Annotated in this window: 16 protein-coding genes; 9 read left to right on the top strand and 7 right to left on the bottom strand. The window is 70.9% G+C overall.

Annotated features, from left to right (window positions below; genetic code table 11):
- From sucC to AMYBE_RS0127850, 3 genes are all read right to left on the bottom strand, one after another.
- Nucleotides 1-1,170, bottom strand: coding sequence for an ADP-forming succinate--CoA ligase subunit beta (sucC, locus tag AMYBE_RS0127840; protein WP_020662687.1), 1,170 nt, complete (start codon nt 1,168-1,170; stop codon nt 1-3).
- Nucleotides 1,171-1,288: 118 nt separating this feature from the next.
- Entirely contained in the window at nt 1,289-1,609 is a 321-nt protein-coding gene (locus AMYBE_RS0127845; protein ID WP_020662688.1) for a hypothetical protein, read from the bottom strand.
- Nucleotides 1,606-3,222, bottom strand: coding sequence for a hypothetical protein (locus AMYBE_RS0127850; RefSeq protein WP_020662689.1), 1,617 nt, complete (start codon nt 3,220-3,222; stop codon nt 1,606-1,608). Before AMYBE_RS0127850 ends, AMYBE_RS0127845 begins: the two co-directional genes overlap by 4 nt.
- 1,571 nt (nt 3,223-4,793) lie before the next feature.
- On the opposite strand from AMYBE_RS0127850, the gene AMYBE_RS0127860 reads away from it, so the two are divergent.
- A complete protein-coding gene (locus AMYBE_RS0127860; RefSeq protein WP_027928084.1) occupies nt 4,794-5,477 on the top strand; it encodes a M23 family metallopeptidase in 684 nt (227 codons plus the stop codon).
- Nucleotides 5,478-5,731: 254 nt separating this feature from the next.
- On the opposite strand, the gene AMYBE_RS42450 is transcribed toward AMYBE_RS0127860, so the two are convergent.
- Together AMYBE_RS42450 and pcrA are read right to left on the bottom strand one after the other, a co-directional pair.
- Nucleotides 5,732-6,055: a hypothetical protein gene (locus tag AMYBE_RS42450; protein WP_154676312.1), complete on the bottom strand. Its 324-nt coding sequence runs from the start codon at nt 6,053-6,055 to the stop codon at nt 5,732-5,734.
- 154 nt (nt 6,056-6,209) lie between these two features.
- Complete coding sequence (pcrA, locus tag AMYBE_RS0127870; protein WP_020662693.1) at nt 6,210-8,624, bottom strand: DNA helicase PcrA; 2,415 nt, start codon at nt 8,622-8,624, stop codon at nt 6,210-6,212.
- A 134-nt stretch (nt 8,625-8,758) separates the two neighbouring features.
- Here pcrA and AMYBE_RS0127875 point away from each other — a divergent pair, with 134 nt between their 5' ends.
- The 7 genes from AMYBE_RS0127875 (at nt 8,759) to AMYBE_RS0127905 (ending at nt 16,246) form a co-directional block, all read left to right on the top strand.
- Nucleotides 8,759-9,190 (top strand): DUF1707 SHOCT-like domain-containing protein, encoded by a 432-nt coding sequence (locus AMYBE_RS0127875; RefSeq protein ID WP_020662694.1) that lies wholly within the window; start codon nt 8,759-8,761, stop codon nt 9,188-9,190.
- 162 nt (nt 9,191-9,352) lie between these two features.
- Nucleotides 9,353-9,649, top strand: coding sequence for a chorismate mutase (locus AMYBE_RS0127880; protein ID WP_020662695.1), 297 nt, complete (start codon nt 9,353-9,355; stop codon nt 9,647-9,649).
- Between the two features lie 57 nt (nt 9,650-9,706).
- Complete coding sequence (locus tag AMYBE_RS0127885; protein ID WP_020662696.1) at nt 9,707-10,012, top strand: hypothetical protein; 306 nt, start codon at nt 9,707-9,709, stop codon at nt 10,010-10,012.
- A gap of 347 nt (nt 10,013-10,359) precedes the next feature.
- Entirely contained in the window at nt 10,360-12,069 is a 1,710-nt protein-coding gene (locus AMYBE_RS0127890; RefSeq protein ID WP_211226866.1) for a hypothetical protein, read from the top strand.
- 256 nt (nt 12,070-12,325) lie between these two features.
- Entirely contained in the window at nt 12,326-13,219 is an 894-nt protein-coding gene (locus tag AMYBE_RS0127895; protein ID WP_027928085.1) for a hypothetical protein, read from the top strand.
- 211 nt (nt 13,220-13,430) lie between these two features.
- Complete coding sequence (locus AMYBE_RS0127900) at nt 13,431-15,074, top strand: serine/threonine-protein kinase (RefSeq protein WP_020662698.1); 1,644 nt, start codon at nt 13,431-13,433, stop codon at nt 15,072-15,074.
- A gap of 17 nt (nt 15,075-15,091) precedes the next feature.
- On the top strand, nt 15,092-16,246 hold the full coding sequence (locus AMYBE_RS0127905; RefSeq protein ID WP_027928086.1) for a serine/threonine-protein kinase: 1,155 nt from the start codon (nt 15,092-15,094) through the stop codon (nt 16,244-16,246).
- Nucleotides 16,247-16,252: 6 nt separating this feature from the next.
- Here the strand turns inward: AMYBE_RS0127905 and AMYBE_RS0127910 are convergent, their stop codons facing one another.
- Nucleotides 16,253-17,155 (bottom strand): LysR family transcriptional regulator, encoded by a 903-nt coding sequence (locus AMYBE_RS0127910; RefSeq protein WP_020662699.1) that lies wholly within the window; start codon nt 17,153-17,155, stop codon nt 16,253-16,255.
- A gap of 105 nt (nt 17,156-17,260) precedes the next feature.
- Between AMYBE_RS0127910 and AMYBE_RS0127915 the strand changes: the two genes are divergently transcribed.
- On the top strand, nt 17,261-18,172 hold the full coding sequence (locus AMYBE_RS0127915; protein WP_020662700.1) for a DMT family transporter: 912 nt from the start codon (nt 17,261-17,263) through the stop codon (nt 18,170-18,172).
- A gap of 1 nt (nt 18,173) precedes the next feature.
- Here AMYBE_RS0127915 and AMYBE_RS0127920 read toward each other — a convergent pair whose 3' ends face one another.
- Complete coding sequence (locus AMYBE_RS0127920) at nt 18,174-18,842, bottom strand: response regulator (protein ID WP_020662701.1); 669 nt, start codon at nt 18,840-18,842, stop codon at nt 18,174-18,176.
- Nucleotides 18,843-18,868 lie beyond the last annotated feature (26 nt).

Genomic DNA, 18,868 nt, shown 5'->3' on the forward strand with positions numbered 1-18,868 from the left:
TCAGTTCACCGCCGCGGCGAGCTCGGCGGCCTTGTCGGCCGCGTTGTCCATTGTGTCCACCACGGTGACCAGCGGGTGGTTCGCGTCGGCCAGGATCTGGCGACCCTCGACGACGTTGTTGCCGTCCAGGCGGACGACCAGCGGCTTGCTGGCCTCGTCGCCCAGGATCTTGAGCGCCTCGACGATGCCGTTCGCCACCGCGTCGCAGGCGGTGATGCCGCCGAAGACGTTCACGAAGACGCTCTTCACGTCGGTGTCGTTGAGGATGACGTCCAGACCGGCCGCCATGACCTCGGCCGACGCGCCGCCGCCGATGTCGAGGAAGTTGGCCGGCTTCACGCCGCCGTGCTTCTCGCCCGCGTAGGCCACCACGTCCAAAGTGGACATGACGAGGCCCGCGCCGTTGCCGATGATGCCGACCTCGCCGTCGAGCTTGACGTAGTTGAGGTTCTTGGCCTTGGCCTTCGCCTCGAGCGGGTTCTCGGCCTGCTTGTCGACGAGCTCCCCGTGCGCCGGGTGGCGGAAGGAGGCGTTCTCGTCGAGGGTGACCTTGCCGTCGAGGGCGATGATCTTGTCCTGCGGGTCGCGGACCAGCGGGTTGACCTCGACCAGGGTGGCGTCCTCGGAGACGAAGGTCTCCCACAGCTTCACCACGACGTCGGCGGCTTCGTCGATGATCTCGGCCGGGAAGTTGCCGGCCTTCAGGATCTCGAGCGCGGTCGCCTTGTCGACGCCCTTGATCGCGTCGACCGGGATCTTGGCGAGCGCTTCCGGGCGCTCGACCGCGAGCTGCTCGATCTCCATGCCGCCCTCGGACGACGCCATCGCGAGGAAGGTGCGGTTGGCGCGGTCGAGCAGGAAGGAGAAGTAGTACTCGGACGCGATGTCCGAGGCTTCCGCCACCAGCACGCGGTGCGTGATGTGGCCCTTGATGTCGAGGCCGAGGATGGCTTCCGCCTTCTCCTTCGCCTCGTCGGGCGTCTGGGCCAGCTTGACGCCGCCCGCCTTGCCCCGGCCGCCGACCTTCACCTGCGCCTTGACGACGACCTGGGTGCCGATCTGCTCCGCGGCGGCCTTGGCTTCTTCCGGGGTGCTTGCCACGGCGCCCGGCAGAACCGGTACTCCGTGGGCGGCGAAGAGATCCCTCGCCTGGTACTCGTAGAGGTCCACTACTCCAGTCTCCTGACGACACGCCACTGTGGTGGTCCGTTTTCCGGACCGCGCTGTCGGACCAGTCGAGGTTAGCGACCTGCGCAGACGCAGGGGACGCCGCACCTGGTGAAGTCGGTCACCGTGCGCGGTCAGAGGGTGTGCCGAGAGTGTGAGACCGCCCACCGAGAAGCGTTTCGGCGGCTTTTTCGGCGTCTTCCGCGGCTAGCTCGACGACCTCGACGCCCGGGAGCGCTTCGGCGAGCGCGGCGGGAACGGGTCCGCCGAGGAGACCCAGAATGTCGGGATCCTCCTGTTCCGCCGTGCGCACGACCTTGTCCACGGTGTCCAAGTGTCCGACGTGGACGACCTCGAGACCGGCGTCGCGCAGCAAACGCGCCAGCGGGATCGCCGCGGTTTCTCCGGAAAGCTCGACAAGAACGACGCGCAGCGGACTCATTTTTTCGCCCCGACCGCCGCGGCACCGGCCGCGACCCCGGCTGCCACGGCAGCGGCGAGCCCCAGCCAGAACCCCGCGCCCGGTTGCGCACCGTCGATGGCCGAGCCCACCAGCGGAAGTTCGGCCACGTGCAGCGCGAGCAGCACGACGACGCCGGCCAGCCCGGCCGCCGCGACGCCAGGCCGCGCCCGCACGCTCAACCCGAGAGTCCCGAGCACGACGAGCAGCGTGGCGAGCAACCCCCAGGACGGAGTGTCGAAATCGGACCACAGGCCGGGTGCCGGGTAATCCGGGGCGGTGAACACCGGCGTGCTGAACGCCGCGATCGCCAGCACGGCCGCGATTCCGGCCGGAATCACGATCGGCGAACGAGGTCCGCCCGAGCCGGCGTCGTCGCGTTCCACGACACCGGCGACGACCGCGGCGAGCGCGGTCAGCCCGGCGAGGCCGAGCGCTATCGCGGTGAACACCGCCCCCGAGCCGAGGTGGAAGCTCGGAGTGCCAGGCATCCCGAGCTCGCCGAGCCCAGACGCTTCGGACGCGGTGATCGCGGTGCTGAGCACCGACGTCCCGGCGAGCACCACGCCAGCCCACACCACCGCGAGCACCCCGCGCGCGGTTGCCGCGGCCCGCTGGACGAGAAGGAACGGGGCCGGCAGGAAAACCAGGATCGCGGCGACAATCAGCAACCAGCGAGCCGGGCTGCCGGTGCTGTCGCCTACCTGCGGCGCGATCGCACCGATCGCCGCCGCGACCGCGGTGAGCAAGGTGAGCAAGGCGGTGAGGGCTCGCCAGATCGTGAGCCCCGGCACGCGCGCCTCGCCCGCGAGATCGGTGCGCTCGTCCGGTGTCTGCTGCGGTGTCGCAAGCGGAATGAGGGCGAGCACGAGCGCCATCGGCACGACGGCGAGGTACGCGCCGGTCGAAACGTGCAGCCCGGGCACAGCGAGTCCCGCGACCCACGCCGGCAACGCGACCGCGAGCACCGCTGCCGCGATCCCGCCGAGCGTCCCGCGCGCGACACCGTCCGAGCCCGCGGAAATGCCGAGCACCGCGGTGATCGGCAACGCGGCGGCGAGCAGAAGGTATCCGGCGAGCGCGACCCCCGGCCCCTCGAAAGCCGACCGGGCAAGGAGAAACGGATCGTCGGAGAGGACCGGGGTCATCAGCAACCCGACCGCGGCGACGACTGCCAGCAGCGGAATGACCAACCGCAACCGCCGCTTGTCCGCACCGCCCGCGATCTCGTTGCGTTCCCTGACCGTCCGGGCGGCGACGATCCCCGCGACCAGGGTGAGCAGGTGCCCGCCGATCAGCAGCCAAAACCCGGGGCCGACCGCGCTGCGGTCGAGGAGCCGATCGGGGAAGTACAGCTCGGGGCGGATGGTTTTGGAGCCGTTGGCGAGGAACTGGAGATCGACAACCAGCCGCCCCGGGGCGAGCGCGGCGAGGCCGGCGAGGAGCCCGGCGGCCAGCCCATGCCGCCCGCTGAACGCGGCGGCAAGGGCGATCCCCGCCGGGACCACGGCCAGGACCAGCAGGAGCGGCCAGGAGAGATAACCCGGGGCCGCCGCTGGGGAGACGTGGGCGACGGCCCCGCCGGAGAGGGCCACGGCACCGACGGCGGCGAGGGCAGTGGCGACGCGGAGCTGAGGGGCAGGGGTTCGGTCGGCTAGGTCGAGGGGAGCGTCCGATGGCGAGATCCCGCTCGGCTCGGCAGCCGCTCCGGCTCCGCGCCCAGCCCCCGCAGCAGCGGCCTCGGTTCCGTGCTCAGACCCCGCAGCAGCGCGGCCTGGTTCTCCGCCTGCTTTGGCCCCTTCGCCAGTGACGGCTTCGGTTCCGCGCGCAGCCGCCTCACCGGCGTCCTCATCGCGGGCAGCGGCCGACGATGGGGCGTCGCGTCCGGACGTGCCAGCCGGATCGGCCCGGCCCGGCTTCGCTCGCCCGGCTTCCCGCCGGGCTTGTGCGCGGGCGGCGGCCTTGCGCTCGGCGAGGCTGGGCCGCCGGGGTGTGGCGGGACGGCCCGGGGCGGAGTCGCCGTCGGGTGGCTCTTGAGTCGGCGGAGTCATCGCTGGCGACGCTAGCAAGTACCCGCCCCGGCAGGGGGACTACCGGGGCGCCGCGACCAGGTCCGGACGCATTTCGCCGGGAAGTGCGCTATCGGGTGAACCTCCGGCGGTCCCATGCGTCTGGAGGGGTGCGGAGAAAAAATCCGCCGAACCGCGTAAGAGGGGCGCGGGCCGGCGGTCTCGAAGGCAAGAGGGGACGCGGCGTCGGGGGACGTCACGACCTTCGGGGAAACCCCGGGTCCGGGAAACCGGGCACGGGGAAATGCGCCGGAGTCGCGTAAGGGGGAGGCGTTCGGGGCGTCTCCCCTCCGCGGGACGAAGGACCGGGGATCCGCCGTGGGGATGGCGGAGCGAGGACGAGCGCCTGTTCGGGGCAGGCGTTCGACCAGGTCGCGACGGGGGGTCGCGGCGGTTTCAGCAGGACTCGGGCCGCCTGCCGGAGCGGGTCACGCAGAGCTGCCCAGGAGTGGTTGCCTGGCCGGGAACCGTGGGGGAACCGGCCCCGGCCAGGCAACACGCCCGCTGCAGCGGGCGCACCAGGCCCGGAGAGCAGCAGCCGCTGTCAAGGCGCTCCGGCGGGCCGCTGACACCCGCGCCGGAGAGGCCCGCGGCGGCCGGTTGACGCGCGAACGCCCGTCAACGCATCCGGTCCACTGGTTATTTCGCCGCCAAACCCGTCGAAACCGGCTTCAGCGGCCCGCCACCAGCCGAAGGTATGTAATCAAGGTCACAACTTCTGGAGTAGTCCTCGATTAACTTTGGGTAGTTTCCACAGCTAGAAGCTCGGCGGAGACCACTCGATCGGCCGAAAGCCAGTACGCGTCTTGCCCATTGACGTTCCCTTTCGTTACTGTCCCCCGGTCCCCATTACAGTCCGGTCACGAAGCATCACGACGCTGAGCGAATCACCCCCGAGGTTCGTTCACGGGATCCCCCGCCCGAGTCCGCTTCCGCCCGACTCCCCGACGATGGAAGGCCCTGTCTTGGCTTCACACCGCTCCCCCGGCGGCCAAGCCCCTTCCCCGGCGCTGAAAGACGCACTGGACGGTGCAGTCATCCGCGTGCGGGGCCAGCACCGCATCGCGCCGCCGTCGTCCGCTTTGCGCGGGCGCGTCGTGGTTGCCGCCGTCGCGGCCGGCGCGTTCGCCGCGGCCGCAGCCGGGCAGACGCTCAAGGGTGCCGCCGGCACCTCGGACGCCGCAGTCACTCCGCTCGCCAACACACAGAACGCGAGCGCCTCGTTCACCCTCGGCAGCTCGGGCTCCGGGGGAGCTCCCGAACTGCTGCCGACCGGCCACGCCGTCGATGCCTCCGCCGAAGCGGCGAAGATGGCCGACAGCGCGAAGGTCACCCAGGCACGCGTCCAGGCGGAAGCCGATGCCGCGCGCAAGGCCGCCGAAGAGGCGTCCCGCCCGAAGACCTGCCTGCCCGCGCACGGCACGTTCACTTCCGGTTTCGGTGCCCGCTGGGGTACCAGCCACCTCGGCATCGACATCGCCAACGCGATCGGCACCCCGATCTACGCCGCCTCCGACGGCACCATCATCGAAGCCGGCCCGGCCAGCGGCTTCGGCCTGTGGGTCCGCCTCCAGCTCGACGACGGCACCATCCAGGTCTACGGCCACATGAACAGCTTCTCGGTCCACGCGGGCCAGCGGGTGAAGTGCGGCGAGCAGATCGCCGAGATCGGCAATCGCGGCCAGACCACCGGCCCGCACCTGCACTTCGAGGTCTGGCAGAACGGCACCAAGAAGATCGACCCGCGCCCGTGGCTGGCCGCCCGCGGCGTGGACGTCTGATTCGGTCCTCGTTCCTCCGGCTCCTTTCGCTGGGTTTTTGCACCTGGGCTCCACTGTTCGGCCTTCACCGCGCCTGAACGACTAACGCTGACGCGCCGCGCCTGAGCAGCTAACGCTGGGCCGCCAGCATCGTGCGGCGTGCGCACTGTGGCCAACTCCAGCCCAGCTCGCGACCGATAGCCCACCAGGGCTGCCGCTCGCAACAAAGCCGATTCCGCGCGCAACAAAAGCGCCCTGCTCCCGAAGCAGCCTTCTCACGGATCCACGCCCGGCAGCTGCCGAATGAAGTAAGCCACCGCCACCTGCCACACCGTGCACAGGCCAGCCGGGCGACGCCTCGGCAGCCATCGCGCGACCCCGTCCCGGGTACGTGAGGCCTCGCCGCACACCACGCATCTGCCGTCCGGTCCCAGCGCGTGCTGCCGCAGCAACGCCCGCCACGCCGCGGCCAGCCGGGCCACTTCCGCCGGCACCGCACCGGCCGATCGAGTTGCCGCCCCCGCCGCAACCGTTCCCATCACCCGCCGTAGGTACTCCTGTACCCCGGCAGCGAACACGCCAAACAGCACCGCGTCCATCCCTGCGCCCTCCCTCAGCATATCGCACGCGATCGAACTTGTGTTCGATCGACGCATCCGAGTATGCCCAGAGGTACCGACAAGATCGGCACCCGCGCAGGTCAGTTCACTCAGTCCGGTGAACGGCGTCCACCGGCGTCCGATGACGCCGGGGTCAGAGCTTCACCATCGGCACGCTGCCGATCAGCATCAAACGCACCTTCCCGGAAGCCCCGAAGTCGATCGTCGCGGTGGCTCGCGGCCCGACTCCATCGCAGGAAACCACCGTGCCCAGACCGTATTTGTCGTGGCTGACCCGGTCGCCGACGTCCAGCTTCAGCGCCACCGTGTCCTTCCACCCCTTCCCGAACGGCGATCCGGAGGACACCGACGGCGAAGACGACCGCCGCCCCCAGGTGGTCGCCGCGCGCGGGCCGGACGAGGCCCCTGACGACGAGCCGAAGTTCCCGAAGCCCGGCGAGGACGGTTCGAGCCGCCGCCAGTCGACCAAGTCCGACGGCAGTTCGTCCAGGAACCGCGAGGCCGGGTTCATCTGCGGCTGCCCCCATGCCGATCGGGTAAGCGCCCGCGACACGTACAGCCGCTGCCGCGCCCGCGTGATCGCCACGTACGCCAGCCGCCGTTCCTCGGCCAGTTCCGCCGGGTCGCCCAGCGCGCGCTGGTGCGGGAAAACGCCGTCTTCCCAACCGGTGCAGAACACCACCGGGTACTCCAGGCCCTTCGCGGTGTGCACGGTCATCAGCGTGACCACGCCCGCACCGCCTTCCCCCTCCTCGCCGCCGTCCGGCGACGGGATGGAGTCGGCGTCCGCGACCAGGGAAACGCGCTCCAGGAAGGCGGGCAGCGAACCGGGCGCGGGCACACCGTCGTCGAGGACCAGTTCCGCGTTCTCGTCGTTGGTGACCTCGGCGGTGAATTCCGCGAATTCGCGTGCCACGGTCACCAATTCGGTGAGGTTCTCGACCCGCGACGCGTCCTGCGGGTCGTCGGATTCCTCCAGCTCCGCGCGATAACCGGTGCGCTCCAGGACCGCTTCCAGCAGGTCGTGCACCTCGGTGCCGGCCGCCGCCATCTCGCGCAGCTCGTCCAGCATCGTCACGAACCCGGTGATCGCCTTGGCCGAGCGCGGGTTCAGCAATGCCACCTTGTCCTCGACCGCGTCGCGCAACGCGGCCCAGAACGAGATCCGCTCGCGCTCCGCGTGTGTGGCCACGACGGCCTCGGCCCGGTCGCCGATCCCGCGCTTGGGCACGTTCAGCACCCGGCGCAGGCTGACCGTGTCGTCCGGGTTCGCGAGCACCCGCAGGTACGCGATCATGTCCCGCACTTCGCGCCGCTCGTAGAACCGCACGCCGCCGACCACCTTGTACGGCAGGCCGAGCCGGATGAAGATTTCCTCGAACACCCGCGACTGGTTGTTGGTGCGGTAGAACACCGCCACGTCGGAGTAGTCCGCCGCGCCCTTCTCCGCCAGCGAGTCGATCTCCCCCGCGACGAACGCGGCCTCGTCGTGGTCGTTGTCCGACACGTAGCCGACGATCTTCTCGCCGTCGCCCGAATCGGTCCACAGCCGCTTCGCGCGCCGGTTGGGATTGCGCGCGATCACCGCGTTCGCGGCGGACAGGATCGTTTGCGTGGAGCGGTAGTTCTGCTCCAGCAGGATGGTGTGCGCGTTCGGGAAGTCGCGCTCGAATTCCTCGATGTTGCGGATGGTCGCGCCACGGAAAGCGTAGATGGACTGGTCCGCGTCGCCGACCACGCACAGTTCCGCGGGCTGGATCCCGCTGTCGGTCGCCTCGGTGCCGGCCAGCACCCGGACCAGCGTGTACTGCGCGTGGTTGGTGTCCTGGTACTCGTCGACCAGGACGTGCCGGAAGCGGCGGCGGTAGTACTCCGCGACGTCCGGGAAAGCCTGCAACAGCGCGACCGTCTGCATGATCAGGTCGTCGAAGTCGAACGCGTTCGCGCTCGCCAGCCGCCGCTGGTACTCGGTGTAGACCTCGGCGACGCGCCGCTCCAGGTCGTTCGCCGCGTCCGAGGTCGCGGTCTCCGGGTCGACCAGTTCGTTCTTCAGGTTCGAGATGTGCACCGCGAGCGTGCGCGCGGCGTACTTCTTCGGGTCGATGTCGAGATCGCGCGCGACGAGCGTGATGAGCCGCTTCGTGTCGTCCGAGTCGTAGATGGAGAAACTCGACGACATTTCGAGCGTCTTGGCCTCGCGGCGCAGGATCCGCACGCACATCGAGTGGAACGTCGACACCCACATCGCGTTCGCGCGCCTGCCGACGAGAGACGCGACGCGTTCGCGCATCTCCGCGGCGGCCTTGTTGGTGAACGTGATCGCCATGATCTCGCCGGGGTGCACCCCGCGTTCCCCGAGCAGGTACGCGATCCGTCGAGTGAGCACGCGCGTCTTGCCCGATCCGGCTCCCGCGACGACCAGCAGCGGACCTCCGGCGTGCGTCACCGCCTCGCGCTGGGCGGGATTGAGGTCCTCGAGCAGGTCTGCGGTTCCCGGCCGGGGCTGGCGAGCGGGAGGGTCTGCGGGGAGATCGAAGAGGGTGTCCATCGTCTGTCCACGCTACCCCGGGGGTACGACAGACCCGGAACAGCCACGGGGTCGGACTGCGCTCGCGGACGTACGCCGGAGTGTCGCCTCGCACCCGACGCGCGAGCCCGTCCCGGCGCGGACCATCGAACGGTATGGACGACAAAATCCCCGCCCGGTTGAGGGCTTCCGACAGCGACCGAGAGCGCGTCGCCGAAACTGTTCAGGCCGCCGGTTCCGAAGGACGGCTCACCCTCGAAGAGGTGGAAGACCGGCTGAGCGCGGTCTACGCCGCTCGCTACACCGACGAGCTTCGCGAGCTCACCGTCGACCTCCCCCGCCCGGCGCCCTCCCGCCCTCGCGGCGGCTGGCCGCTGACCCGATCCGCGCTGCGCGAGCATCCGGCGCTGCGCGTCCACCTCGGCATCGTCGTGCTGCTGGCGACCTTGCTGATCGTGCGCTGGGCGATCGGCGGCGCGATGTTCTTCTGGCCGGCGATGCCGATGTTCTGGCTGTTCGTCAGCCTTCTGGTGCACGCGCGGGTGCGCACGTTCGGGCGGCGTCCAGGCGCGCCTGTGCCATACTGAAACCGTGCGGCACCACAGCGAGCGATTTTTTTACGGGACCCGGACTCCGGCTCCCGTGATCGCGTAGTGCCTCACCCGCCATCACCCGCAGCCCCGGAGTCCACTGGACCCGGGGCTTTCGCCGTCCCAGGGCCAGCGAGTCCGGACTTCAGAGAGGTCCCGATGAACGCGCAGACGCAGAACGCCGACGGGCAGCCCGCCGAGCACACCAAGGCGGGCGAGGACATTTCCGCGCTCCGCGAAGAGATCGACTTCCTGGACACCGAGATCCTCCGGCTCGTGAAGCGCCGGGTCGAGGTGTCCAAGACGATCGGCGCGGCCCGGATGGCCGCCGGCGGCACGAAAATCGTCTACAACCGCGAGATGGACGTGCTGGCGCGCTACCGCGAGCTGGGCCCGGAGGGCCGTCAGCTGGCGATGCTGCTGCTGAACCTGGGGCGGGGCCGGCTGGGCCGGTGACCCGGTCTCCGGGACATCCCCGATCCGCGCCGCGGCAGAACCGGGCAGACTGGACACATGATTGACCTCATCGCCACCATCATCGCGATCGCGAGCGTGCTGGCCGGCCTGGGCTACCTCGGCTATCTGGCGCTGCTCAACAACGCGGCGGGCAAGCGGGCCGGCGGCGCGCCGGTGGCGCAGTACGTGCGCAGCCGCTGGCCGATCGCGGGCGGGGCGACCGCGGTGTCGCTGCTCGCCTGGCTGTTCACCTCGGGCAACACCGCCATGGACATCCTCGCCATCATCCTCGCAGCCGGTAGCGGCGCGACTTCGGTGAAAGCGCTGCAGTCCACGCAGGCGAAGTACCGCAGCGGCGGCTGACCGGAGCGCGAGCTGGGCAAACGCCGGGCGGCACACTGCGCAGAGTGACGTGCCGCCCGTTCGGGCGCACCCGGCCGAGTGAAACCGGTGCAAGTTGCAGGTTGGGTGAAGACTTTCGCCCGCCGGTTTCTTACTGTGAAGGCCGTGAGGACCCTGGCGTCTGCGTCGGGCTATGCCCGGAGGACGCGCGGGAGCTGCGGCACCGCGCGTCTGTCTCCGCGTGCGCGTGCAGATGCTCGGGAGTCCGCAAGTGTGGACGCACCGGTCGTCCGCCGCCGGTCTGCTCCGTTCGGGTTGATGGTCGCCGCGGCGCCGTCACGCCCCTCCCGGCGAGGGGTCGGATCGGCATGACGGGAAACACAGTGGGCGGTCCGCGACACGCAGACCGGCCCGGCGCGATGGCGGACGCCGAGGTCACCATCCCCGGCCGGCATCGCATCCACGCCGACGGCACCTGGACCCCGGTCGTGCCGCCGCGCGCCGCGGGCCACCACCGGCACCGCACCGAAGGCGGTGCCGCGGCAGGCACGCCGGTGGAGCGCGGCAGCGAGACCAGCGAGACCCCGGTGCAGCGCGGCCCGCACACGCCCCGGCAGCCGGTGATCGCCAGTCCCCCGTTGCGGGCGAACGGCGCTCCCCGCCGGGTCGGACAGCCGGTCTACCCCGACTCGAGCGGCACGCTCCCGGTCGCCGCGCCCCCGTACGGCCCGGATCACGGCGGCCCTGTCCGCGGCGACGAGCCCGCGACGTCCAGCTCATACGCGAGCGGCACGTTGCCGGTCGGCGCACCCGGTACTTCGGACCAGGAGACCGTTGCCCCGCGCGCGAACGGCATGCTGCCTCAGCCGTCGGGCCGCAGGTCCAGCCCCGGCGAATCCGCCAGCCCCCGGGTGAGCGGCACGCTGCCGGTCGGCGGTCCCGGCCAGCGCGCGGAGAACCGGAACCGCGCGGCCTTCGCCCCGCCACAAGACCAGATCCCCGACGAGCACCGCGCCTTCGCCCCGCCCGGAAGCGCCCTGCCGCAGCCAACCCGGCGCAGCCGGCAGGAGCGTGTCGCGACGACCGCCGCCGCGCTGGCCGCGGCACCGGAGACGGAGAAGCCGCAAGGCGGGCGCGAGCGCGTCGAGCTGAACCCGGCCGCGGGCGACCCGCTCCGGCGGCAACGCGTCACTCTCCGCACCGCGCCGGTCGCCGCACCGGAGCCGGAGTCGCAGGACGACGAGGTGCGCGTGTACTCCGCGCCGTTGCTGGACGGTCTCGGCACGTTCGATCTCGGTTCGGTCCCCGCGTCCGTCACGCCGCCCAAGACCTGGCGCAAGGCCGCTTGGTTCGCCACCGGCGCGTCCGGCGCGGTGGTCGTGGGGCTGCTGTTCGCGGGGACGTTCCTGGTCGGCGGACCGGCCACCACCACGACAGACGCGATCGGCGGCTGGCCGGGCCGCCAGAACGGCGGCGGCCCGGACCTCAGCGCGCTGCTGCCGAACGGGCAGCACGGCGGCGCGGGCGGCAACGTCCCGCGCAACGGCACCAGCACCCGTACGGACGGCACCCCGTCGGACAACGGCACGCAACCGCAGCAGGGCAACGAATCGAGCAGCGCGGCGAGCAACAGCTCCACCGGCCAGACCACGCCCGCCGGTCCGGACAGCACCAGCGCGTCCGCGCCGGCCACCACGAGTTCCCCCACGTCCAGCGAACCGCCGGAGAAGCCGCCAGTCACCCCAGCCCAGCGGGAGACCGTGCAGCCGACCTACTTCACCACCAGCAACGCGAACACGATGGGGAACAACTCGGAGAAGTTCTTCAACAACGTGACCACCGACCCGGCCACGGCATCGTCGGTCACCTCCGGCGACCTCAAGGAAGAAGGCCCGCAGGGTTTGCGCAAGCGCTACTCAGGCGTGGCGTACTACGAGGTCAAGAAGGTCACCATCGACCCGGAGCACAACACCACGGTGAACACCGTCGAGGTCACGAACCGGGACGGCAGCAAGACCACCGAGCAGCGCACGCTCACCTTCGACGACAACGGCAAGATCACCGACGACGGCCGCTGACCAGCCCAATGTGTGCAAATGCGGATGCACGTGCGGTGCGGTGAGCGGTCGTGCGCTCGTCCGGGTGGGTGACTTAAGCTGCCGTTCGTCGTACGTCGGGAGCATTCCAGCGACGGACTCTGGCGGCCGCCGGCCGCCACAGGGTTACCTGGCGACGACAAGGTCCGGCCCCGACCACGAATCGGCGGTCCGGACCGCCTGGAGGGTTCCGCCGCGGCGCGGGGCCCCGCCCCCGAACCCCGGAGCGAGGATTTTCGTGCTTGAACGGCAGCGGAACCGGCGAGAACCCGACGCCCTGCGCGTCGAGGACGTCATCCCGCCGGAACTGCTCGAGGACGTAGGCGCGGCCGACCGTGAATACCTGGAGCGGGTGTTCCGCGAGCCGCAGAAGTACCTGCCTCCGCGCACCCGGCGTCCGGTCGTCGCGATCGCCGAGCCGCTGGACGAGCCGGAGAGCAAGCTCGCCCGCCGCGCGAAGCTGGTCGGGCTGGTCGGAGCCGGCGCGCTGGTCGCCGGTGCGGTCGTCACCGCTTCGCTGCTCAGCGGCGGCCCGCGGCCGACCGTGCCGGCCGCCGAGGAGACGATGATTCCCGCCGGGTTCTCCGCGGGCGCCGCCGCGCTGGGCGGCCAGGCAGTGCCGGAACAGCGGCAGGGCCACGCTTCTGGCGGCACGACCGCCGGGCATCGCGAAAGCAGCCAGTCCCGGCGTCCGAGCACGGCAGCTTCCGCGTCGGCCGAAGACGGCGCGACGACGCCGGAGACCACGTCCGGCACTTCGTCCACCGCTCCTAGCGTCTCGTCGCCCTCCGGGCACGAGAAGGCCGCGGCATCCTCCGCGGCCGCGCCGGACCCGGTGAAGCTCGCCGCGGTCCGCAAGTTCTACTCGTCGATCGACCACCACCCGGAGAACGCGCTCTCGCTGCTCGCGCCGAACGTGGCGAGCGGCGAAACGGGCAATCTCGTCCGGGCGTGGAGCGGTGCCGACTCGATCGTCGTCCAGGACCTGCACCTGCAGGACGACGGTTCGGTGTTCGCGGTCGCGCTCGTTCGCCAGGCCGACGGGACCGTCCTTCGGGTCACCCAATTGTTCGACGTCGTCGAGCAGGATGTGATCTCCCAGGCCCGGGTGCTGTCCGCGGTCTACTCCTGACCTGCGAATATCCGGTTGCGGCCGGAAGGCCGGAGTGTGCCGGGTGCGTGTGCGCAGAGTGAGCGCCTAGCCTTGTCACGGGCCGGTCTCGGTAAAACCTGCACACGGCCCACTGCAGGTGCCTACGCTCCGGTGCCGCGGCGGGTTCAACCTCACCCCTTTGGGGTAGAGAAGTCCCGCCCGGAAAGTCGGAGCCCCAAAGGGAGGTCGCGTGAGCGACGAGGGTCGTCTGGTCGCTGGCCGCTACCGCATCGCCGGGAAAATCGGCTCCGGTGCGATGGGCGCCGTCTGGCGGGCCCACGACGAGGTGCTGGGCCGTACGGTCGCCATCAAGCAGCTGCTCCTGCAGCCCGGGCTCGAACACCACGAGGCGGAGGACGCCCGCCAGCGCACCATGCGCGAGGGCCGGATCGCCGCCCGGCTGCACCACCCGAACGCGATCACCGTGTTCGACGTCGTCACCGACGACAACGGCCAGCCCTGCCTGATCATGGAATACCTGGACTCCACCAGCCTGGCCCAGGTGCTGCAGGAACAGGGCACGCTGCCGCCGCTCGAAGTCGCGCGGATCGGCGCGCAGATCGCCGCCGCCCTGCGCGAGGCGCACGCGGTCGGCATCGTGCACCGCGACATCAAGCCGGGCAACATCCTGCTCGCCGGCAACGGCACGGTGAAGATCACCGACTTCGGCATCTCCCGGGCCAAGGACGACGTCACCGTCACCAAGACCGGGATGATCGCCGGCACCCCTGCCTACCTGGCTCCCGAGGTCGCGATCGGCGGCGACCCGGGGCCCGAGTCGGACGTCTTCTCGCTCGGCTCGACGCTGTACGCCGCCTGCGAAGGCCAGCCGCCGTTCGGCCTCTCCGAGAACACGCTGAGCTTGCTGCACGCGGTCGCCGCCGGGCAGATCAACCCGCCGCGCCAGTCCGGTCCGATGGCGAGCGTGCTGGCGGTGCTGCTGCACCCGGACACCCAGCATCGGCCGACCGCCGAGGAATGCGAGGAGCTGCTCTCCGCGGTCGCCCGCGGCGAGACCCCGCTCGGCGGCCCGGCCGACGAGACGATGATGGCCCCGTCCTCGGGGACCCTGGGCGCGGCAGCACTCGGCGCGGCGGGAGGTGCGGCCGCCGCCGGAATGCTGGACGAGCAGGCGACCAGCCACTCCGGTTCGCTGCTCGGCGAGCCGGGGGCGACCCAGCAGTACGACCCGAACGCCCAGCAGTACTACGGCGAGGACCCGTACCCGGCCGGCTCTGGTTACCCGGAAGACGACTACGACGACTACGGCTACGAGCACGACGACCGCTACCAGCAGGAGCCGCCGCTGTACGGCGACCCGAGCCGCAACGGCCTCGCCGCCACGCGCGCGGTGCCGATGCCGGGCGGCTACGAAGACGACCCGTACGACGACGAGCCGCCCCCGCCGCATTCCCGCGCCCAGACCGCGCCCGAGGACGACGACGAGAAGCCCGGCGCGTGGAAGAAGCCGGCGATCATCGGCGGCATCGTGGTGGCCGGCCTGGTCGCGCTCGGCGTGTGGCTGCTGACCCCGGGCAACCCGCCTGACGCGTCGCAACAGGGACCGGCGCCGTCCTCGTCGGCGGCCGTGCCGACGTCCGTCACAGACTCGTCCACTGTCGCAACCACGAGCGCGCCGAACACGTCTTCCGTGGAAAGCCCAACTCGTGAAACCGCGTCGACCCGTCATACTTCTTCTCGACGGGCGACCAGTTCAGCAGACGCGCCGACACAGGAGTCCTCGCAGACGCAGGCAACCACCCCGACGTCGTCCAGCAAGCCGAAGCCGCCGGCGTCGTCGTCGGTGGCCCCGTCGACCAGCGCGTCTCCGTAAACGGACCAGGGACAGCTTTGAGTTCAGAAGGCAGCATCGTAGGAGGGCGGTACCGGCTCGACCAGCCGATCGGCCGCGGCCGCGCGGGCATCGTGTGGCAGGCGTTCGACACCCGGCTGTTCCGCACCGTCGCCGTCAAGCGCATGTACCTGCCCGTCGGCCTGCCGCCGGAGCGGGCCGAACAAGCCCGCGCGATGGCGATGGAAGAGGGCAAGGCGGCCGCCAAGATCGATCACGCGTGTGCGATCACGGTGTACGACGTGCTGCCCGACGGACCCGATGTCTGGCTGGTGATGGAGTACATCCCGTCGCGCGGGATGTCGGTGTTCCTGGCCGAGCACGGCCGGCTCACCCCGGAGCAGGCCGCGTTCCTGGGCATCCAGCTCGGCGACGCGATGGCGTCGATCCACTCGGCCGGCATCGTGCACCGCACGCTCGAGCCGAACACCGTGCTGCTCGCCGACGACGGCAGCGTCAAACTGACCGACATCGGCATCACTGGCGGTGGCCCGCACGCGGCCTTCCAGGCGCCTGAGGTGGCGCGCGGTGGCCCGCCGTCGCCGGAAGCGGACGTGTTCTCGCTGGGTGCCACGCTCTACACCGCGGTCGAGGGCGTGCCGCCGTTCGGCGAGGACGGCAGATCCCCGCAACGACCGGCCGAGAACGCCGGTCCGCTCGCCGGTGCCCTGCAGAAGATGCTGCGGGCCGACCCGGCCACCCGGCCGACGATGGACGACACCGTCTACGCGATGAAGGCGATCACCGAAGGGCGCGAGCAGACCGCGTTCATTCCGCCGACCGCGCCGGCGATGCCGACCGTGCCCGCGTCCCGGCCGATCCCGACCAACCAGCCGAACCTGCCGGCCGCCGCGCAGCAAGCGATGGCCGCGCAGCAGACGGTCGTCCAGCAACCGGTCGTGCCGCCGCCTGGTCCGCAGCAGCCGGTCCCGTTGATGCAGCTTCCGGTCCAGCAGGTGCCCCAGGCGCCCGCGCCGCCGCAACCGATGCAGCAGCCGACCGCGCGGTTCACGCCGACGCCGGCGCAGCAGGCCATGTCCGCGCAGGCAGTCCGGGAAAAGGCGGCCGCGCGGAAGCGGTTGATCCTGACCATCGCGGCGGTGTTGTGCGCGGTGCTGATCGGGATCGGCATTTCCCAGCTGTTGTTCGTTTGACGCTGGTCAGGCGACGTTCGCGATCGCTTCCTGCATGGCTTCGAGGAACGTCCGCACGGCCGGGCTGCCCGCCACCCGAGCGGACACCGCGGCGTGGATGTGCCTGCTCGGCTGCGGATTGCGGACCCGGCGCACCACCACGCCCGGATGCGGGGTGCCCAGCCCGAGCTCCGGCACCAGGCCGACGCCGAGCCCGGCGGCGATGAACCCCTGCGCCGACGGATAGTCCTCGGACTCGACCACCACGTTCGGGTGGAAACCGGCCGAGGCACAGGCCCCTTCCAGGATCGCGCGGCAGGCGCCCGGGATCGGGTCGACTCCGACCCACGGCTCGTCGGCGAGGTCGGTCAGGTCGAGGACGCGTTTGCGGGACAGCCGATGCGCGCGCGGCAGCACCGCCCGGTAGGGATCGTTCAGCAACGGCACCAGCTCGATCCCGGGACCCAGGTCGGCCGGCCGCGGGTAGACGATGATCGCCAGGTCGGCGCGGCCTTCCTCGACCTCGGTGAGCGGATCGCCCGGGTCGATGAGCTTGAGGTCGAGCCAGACTCCCGGGTGTTCCCGGCGCAGTGCGGCCACCGCGTACGGCACCATCGTCGCCCCGGCGGTGGCGAAGTAGCGGATGGCGAGCTTGCCGGTGCGGCCTTCCTTCAGCTCGGTGAGCGCGGCTTCGGCGCGCGCCAGCTCCGCGCTGAGCGTCTCGGCGTGCTCGGACAGCAGGGTGCCGGCCGGAGTCGGCTGGACTCCGCGGCCGACGCGTTCCAGCAGCGGCGTGCCCGCCTCGCGTTCGAGAACCGCCAGCTGCTGGCTGATCGCGGACGGCGTGTACCCGAGATTCCTCGCCGCGGCGGTGATCGAACCGCTCGTGATCACCGCGCGCAGCACCTGCATCCGCCGCACGTCGAGCATCGCTTGATCCTACAGCTTTGCTTAACTGTCCCTGCAGTTAATTTCGCTTGTTCTTACTCCTTGCCGCGGCGAAGCTTGCTGGGGAACGAGAAGGAGGAACCGCAGGTGGGCGAGACGAAGACGCTGCTGAGGATCGCGGCTCTCGCGTTGATGTGGGGTTCGAGTTTTTTCTGGATCAAGCTGGCACTGGACGCGTTTTCCCCGGTGCAGCTCGTGCTCGCGCGGCTGGTGCTCGGCACCGCGGTGCTGCTGGCGCTGTGCCTGCTCGGCCGGCGCCGCCTGCCTTCGGATCGGCGCACTTGGCGGCACCTGCTGGTCGCCGCGTTCTTCCACAACGCTCTGCCGTTCACCCTGTTCGCGATCGGCGAGACCACCGTCGACTCCGGGATCACCGGCGTGCTGAACTCCACCACCCCGCTGTGGGTGCTGGTCGCCGCGCCGTTCCTGGGGGCGTCGAACAAGATGAGCCCAGCGCGGATCGCCGGGCTGGTGATCGGGCTCGGCGGCATCCTGCTGATCTTCGCGCCGTGGCAAGCGAGCGGTCTGCTCAGCTGGGGCGCGCTGGCCTGCCTCGCCGCCGCGGCCAGCTACGGGTTCGCGTTCGTCTACGAAGGCCGCTACCTGTCCGGCACCGGCACCTCGCCGTACTCGCTGGCTGCCGGGCAGATGCTGCTGGCCACCGGTTTCCTGGTGCTGGCCATGCCGTTCGGCGGGATGACGCCGGTGCACCTGAGCCCGCTGGCACTGGTCTCGGTGCTGGTACTCGGCGTGGGCTCGACCGGGATCGCGTTCGCGCTCAACTACCAGCTGCTGGCCAGCGAGGGCGCGGTGGCCGCGTCGGTGGTCGGCTATCTGCTGCCGGTCGTTTCGGTGCTGCTCGGCGCGGTGTTCCTGCACGAGCAGCTGAACTTCCGGGTGATCGCGGGCATGGTGGTCGTGCTGGCCGGGGTCGCGCTGACCCGGATCCAGCGCAAACCCCTCGCCGTACCGGAAGCGCCGGTGGCGGAGCCGGTCTGACTCAGACCAGGCGGCGGTCGGAGGCCCAGCGGGAGAGCTCGTAGCGGTTCGACAGCTGGGTCTTGCGCAGGACGCTGGACACGTGCGTCTCGACCGTCTTCACCGAGATGAACAGCTCCGAGGCGATTTCCTTGTACGCGTAGCCCCGGGCGAGCAGGCGCAGCACGTCGCGCTCGCGCGGGGTGAGCAGGTCCAGCTCGGGGTCGTTGATCGGCGCGGAGCCGGGGCGGTCGGCGAACGCGTCGAGGACGAAACCGGCCAGCCGCGGCGAGAACACCGCGTCGCCGTCGGCCACCCGGACCACGGCGCGAACGAGTTCCTTCGACGAGATCGTCTTAGTGACGTAGCCGCGCGCGCCGGCGCGGATGACCGCGATGACGTCCTCGGCCGCGTCGGACACCGACAGCGCGAGGAACACGATGTCCGGCAGTTCCGGGCGGACCCGGCGGAGCACTTCGGCCCCGCCGCCGTCCGGCATGTGCACGTCGAGCAGCACCACCTGCGGGCGGGTCCGCGCGATCCCGGCGACCGCCTCGGCGACCGAACCGGCTTCGCCGACGACCTGCACCTCGTCGGTGATCGAGTCGAGTTCCGTGCGCACCCCTGCACGGAACAACGCGTGGTCGTCCACGAGAAAGACCTTGACCGGCTCCCGCTGGCTCTCCGTCACGACTGCCACTCCCTCGCTCGCGTCCC

The organism is Amycolatopsis benzoatilytica AK 16/65, from assembly GCF_000383915.1.
GTDB classification, from domain to species: Bacteria; Actinomycetota; Actinomycetes; order Mycobacteriales; family Pseudonocardiaceae; genus Amycolatopsis; species Amycolatopsis benzoatilytica.